Below are 3,967 nucleotides of genomic sequence, written 5' to 3' on the forward strand. Positions count from 1 at the left end.
TCACGGTCTTCTGCAGGTCGTCGAGACTGGCATCGAGCAGGTCGAGCTGCCGGAGCCGGCGTTCGCCATAATAGAGATCGATCCATGCGAGCGCGGTCTCGAGCCGCACGTTGCGGCCTTCGACCAGCTCGCCCGCCTCGGCGACACCGATATCGGCCGCGGCGCGCGCGGCGCGTGCATGGCGCTTGGCGAGATTGGGGAAGGCCTGGCTGAACCCGATCGTCGCCATGGTGAAATCGTCGCGCGTGAAGCTGCCGGCATTGGGGCCGCTCACCGGGAAGTTCTGCAGGCCCAGGTCGAGCGTCGGATCGGGCAGGCGATCGGCCGCGACCGCCGAGGAGCGGGCGCCAGCTGTCGCCGCCGCGCGCGCCTTGAGGCTTGGCGCATTGGCGGCAGCGAGCCTCAGTGCCTGCTCGTAGGTGAGCGGGCCGGCCGACACCGGCACGGCCCAGGCGCTCGCAAGCGTCGCACCGAGTGGGAGCAACAGGCGTCGCACAGCGCGCCTCGGCATCATGATCATGGATATCATCCCCTCATGACAGAGGCGGCGCGCCACCATGTGACGCGCCGCTCCGGAGTGGGTTAGCCCTTGTCCGACCTGACTGCGCCGCGCATGCAGTCGGCGGCGCTTGCCTGCATCATCGCGCAATCGCAGCTGGCGATGTCCCGGCTCTGGGGCACCCATATGCGGACACGCGCAGGGCCGGTCGCCCGCGGACCATATTGCGGCGCCGAGCGCCATTCCCAATGGCCCTGAGGCGTGCGGCTCGCGTCGGCTGCAAGCGCAGGCGCGGCGAGACCGAGGGCCGCCACAAGGGCGGCCGGAAGCATTTTGATCATCACGAAGACCTTTGACTGAAAAGAAGGAAACCGGGCGCGCACGCATCGATCGATGCGCGCAGCCCGTGCTCGTTCAATCAGACAAGGCTGGTGGGAGGATCCGGCTCGGGCACAACCGCCTTGCCGGTCAATATCGTGTCGGTCGTCCAGAAGCTGGCCGCGTCGTAGAGACGCGCAGGCGCAACGCCGCCTGCCAGGTCCGCTGCGACCAGCGGGATCACGCACCCCATCGCGGCGATGCAATCGAGCGTCAGGCCCTTGCAAGGCTTTTCGCTGGGCGCAGGCTGCTGCTTGGCCATCATTGCCATGCAGTCTGCATCCATGCCCTTGGCCAGCGGCGCGCCTGCCGCCTGCGGCACGCTGTGCGCGGCCGCCATCTGGGCTCCGAAGAGACCGGACAGCGCTCCGATGACGAGCAGAAGGGCGAGCAGGCGTTTCACGAGCCTCGATATCTAGCGGGTTTCGCTGGCGCAGCCAACCAAAGTCTCGCGCCGCGCGGGTTTTGAAGTGCTGACGGCTGATTCCGTCAACTCCGCGTCAATAAAGATCTGGCCCGGGGAAGAAGACCGGCTGCGGCCTCTACGTATATCGAGGCTGGACCCGGGACCGTAGTCCCAAGCCTGAAGAGACGCTCTTCCCCCCGGCAGGTCCGGGCGGTGGCTTACCATCCAAGGAGGTGAATATGGTCAGAAAAACTCTCATGGTCGGGCTTGCCGGCATTTCGATGCTTGCTGCCGTCCCCGCTATGGCCCAGGGCATCGGGCACAGCTTGTTCATGCGCGGCTCGATCGTCGACACGGGCAGCAACGGCACGGTCGTCTGCATCGGCAAGGCCGATGGCGCCGAGGTCGGCCAGAAGCTCGAGGTCTATCGCGTCGTGACCCATCTGGGTCCGCCCAAGGGCGTGGCGCCGACCTATCACCGCCAGCTCGTCGGCCATGTGACGATCGATCATATCTTCGATGATCACTTCGCGCATGTGTCCGTCGCCGACGGTACGCCTGCCAAGCACGACATCGTCGAGCTTCGCAAGAACTGACGCGCCGGTGGCCCGGCGGCACACGCTGCCCTGATGCGAGGCATCGGGGCAGCGGGTTGCCGGCGGCAACGGACCGTTCGGGATCGAGGCGAAACCGCTTGACCCTGGACCATGGTCCTACCGGCATGATCGAGCGGATGACATGGGCAATTTCAAGATCGGCGAACTGGCCGCCGCGGCAGGCGTGGGCCGCGATACGATCCGCTATTATGAGCGGATGGGCTTGCTGCGCGAGCCCGCGCGCACGGCAGCGGGCTACAGGCTCTACGACGCGACCGACCTCGAGCGCGTCAATTTCATCCGCTCGGCGCAGGAGCTTGGTTTCACACTCGAACAGGCCCGGCAGCTGCTGGCGCTCAGGGCGTCGGACACCGCGCATGCCCAGGCCGTGCTCGATATCACGCTTGCCAAGATCGCTGACGCCGAAGCCCGGCTCGAGCGCCTGTCGGATATCCGCGACATGCTGCGGATGCTCGCCGACGAATGCCCGGGCGAAGTGCCCGTCTCCGATTGCCCGATCCTCGCCTTCCTGACGGCGCGGCGGAAAGACCAGCAGCATAACAAGAAACATCAGGCAGCGCAGGACGAACGATCATCACTAGCGAAAGGGGTTTTGTCATGACGAAAATGCGTTTGATCGCCGTCCTCACGCCGGCGCTGCTTCTAGGCGCCTGTGTAACCACGCGGCCGACCTCGGCGCAGGTCGAGAGTTGCCGGGCGATGGAGGGCAATATGGGTCTCCAGACGCCGCATGATCATGGCGAGATGAAGGGGCAGGGGCGCAACCCGATGAACCTCTCGCACGACCGGTGCCTTCAGATCCTGCGCAGCGCGCAATGAGCCGGTCCGGGCGCCATCCCCGGCGCCCGGGACCACAGTTTTCAAGCCAAGGAGCAAGCTATGATCAACCATGCGAAAAAAGCCCTTCCGCTTGTCGGCGGAAGCCTGTTGCTGGCGCTCGCGCTTTCGGGCTGCGACCGCCAGGCCGACCAGACGGTGCCGCCCGCGGCGAACAGCGTCGCCGCCACCCCGGTCCTGACCGACAGCGGCAACGCTGCAGACGCGGCGTCGATGGACGCGATGAGCAACCAGGCCGAGATGGAGCGGCATCACCGTCAGGCGATGGACCATGACGCGATGCGCGCCGGGGCCGGCAACCAGACCGCGCCGGCACCCGATCCCGCGCCGGGCAATTCGGCGATGCCGATGAAGGATATGTAAGCGCGCTGAAAAAGGGGATGAGGATGTCCAGGCGGATCAGCCTTCGACGCTTGAGCCTCGGCTGCGCAATCGCTCTCAGCCTGTCCGCGGGCGCGGGCGCGCAGGAGGGCGAGGATCATGCCGCGCATCATGGCGCAGGCATGCCGGCCGGCGGGGGCATGTCCGCACCGGCATCGTCGGGGTCGTCGGACATGGCGAAGATGATGAACCCCATGATGGATCGCATGATCAATGGGGAAGGGGAGAATGAGCACGGCCACGAATCGCGCCGGACCGGCTTCATCTCGCAACTGCTCGCCTTTCCCGCGCTCGACGAAGCGGCAAGGCAGCGGGTCGCTGCGCAGGCTGGCGAACGGGTAAGCACGGGCCTAGCGATGATCAACGCCGCCTCGGCCGACGGCGCGCGTGCAACCACGGTCTCGGCCCGGCTCGATGCGGCGCGCCGCCTGCGCGATGGAACCGACCTGTTCCGGTCCGGCACCGCCGCGCAGGGCGCGATCGGGGGCTTGCAGCCGCCCCGGGAGGTCGGCCTTGCCTGGCTGCGCGATCAGCTCGACATCGACCAGGCCGCGCCCGGCCATGCCGACCACTGGTTCGGCATCTCGCCCTCACACCTCCTTCTCATGCTCTTCCTGGGGCTGGTGAGCGCCACGCTGATCGCGCTGCAGATCTTCCGCCTCCGGCGGATCGGGGCGATCGCCGGCGGTGTCGCCACCGCCAAGACCTCGGAAAAGCCGGAGCCGAAGGCTGTCCCGCCCGCTGCGAAGCTCGCGCACGCACCTGCCCCCGTTGCCGGCAGCGCCGGGCTCGCCTCGAGCAATGCGGCCGCGCCCGCGGGAGCTTCGCTGCGCAAGCCCAAAAGCTGGG

6 protein-coding genes and 1 pseudogene are annotated in these 3,967 nt (G+C 67.2%); 5 read left to right on the plus strand and 2 right to left on the minus strand.

The genetic code is table 11. The annotated features are described in order from the left end of the window. A partial coding sequence (locus B3547_RS06470) for a TolC family protein (protein WP_349676476.1) occupies window positions 1-520 on the minus strand: 520 nt, incomplete at its 3' end. A gap of 397 nt (window positions 521-917) precedes the next feature. Further along, window positions 918-1,280 carry a hypothetical protein gene (locus tag B3547_RS06475; protein WP_039335402.1) on the minus strand — a complete coding sequence of 121 codons (363 nt, stop codon included), beginning with the start codon at window positions 1,278-1,280 and terminating at the stop codon, window positions 918-920. 242 nt (window positions 1,281-1,522) lie between these two features. Here B3547_RS06475 and B3547_RS06480 point away from each other — a divergent pair, with 242 nt between their 5' ends. The 5 genes and pseudogenes from B3547_RS06480 to B3547_RS06500 form a co-directional block, all read left to right on the plus strand. Further along, complete coding sequence (locus B3547_RS06480) at window positions 1,523-1,879, plus strand: hypothetical protein (RefSeq protein WP_292961352.1); 357 nt, start codon at window positions 1,523-1,525, stop codon at window positions 1,877-1,879. A gap of 142 nt (window positions 1,880-2,021) precedes the next feature. Next, window positions 2,022-2,501: a heavy metal-responsive transcriptional regulator gene (locus B3547_RS06485; RefSeq protein ID WP_004212654.1), complete on the plus strand. Its 480-nt coding sequence runs from the start codon at window positions 2,022-2,024 to the stop codon at window positions 2,499-2,501. Then, window positions 2,498-2,719: a hypothetical protein gene (locus B3547_RS06490; protein ID WP_039335409.1), complete on the plus strand. Its 222-nt coding sequence runs from the start codon at window positions 2,498-2,500 to the stop codon at window positions 2,717-2,719. Before B3547_RS06485 ends, B3547_RS06490 begins: the two co-directional genes overlap by 4 nt. Before the next feature lie 60 nt (window positions 2,720-2,779). Then, window positions 2,780-3,100, plus strand: coding sequence for a hypothetical protein (locus B3547_RS06495; RefSeq protein ID WP_004212659.1), 321 nt, complete (start codon window positions 2,780-2,782; stop codon window positions 3,098-3,100). A 23-nt stretch (window positions 3,101-3,123) separates the two neighbouring features. Next, window positions 3,124-3,967, plus strand: a pseudogene (locus tag B3547_RS06500) (flavodoxin); the annotation flags it as partial.

The organism is Novosphingobium sp. UBA1939 (genome assembly GCF_002336885.1).
Taxonomy (GTDB): Bacteria; Pseudomonadota; Alphaproteobacteria; order Sphingomonadales; family Sphingomonadaceae; genus Novosphingobium.

Excerpts from the sequence above, each read along its gene's own strand:
- B3547_RS06480 (WP_292961352.1), top strand. The coding sequence starts at position 1,523 with ATGGTCAGAAAAACTCTCATGGTCGGGCTTGCCGGCATTTCGATGCTT.
- B3547_RS06485 (WP_004212654.1), top strand. The coding sequence starts at position 2,022 with ATGGGCAATTTCAAGATCGGCGAACTGGCCGCCGCGGCAGGCGTGGGC.
- B3547_RS06490 (WP_039335409.1), top strand. The coding sequence starts at position 2,498 with ATGACGAAAATGCGTTTGATCGCCGTCCTCACGCCGGCGCTGCTTCTA.
- B3547_RS06495 (WP_004212659.1), top strand. The coding sequence starts at position 2,780 with ATGATCAACCATGCGAAAAAAGCCCTTCCGCTTGTCGGCGGAAGCCTG.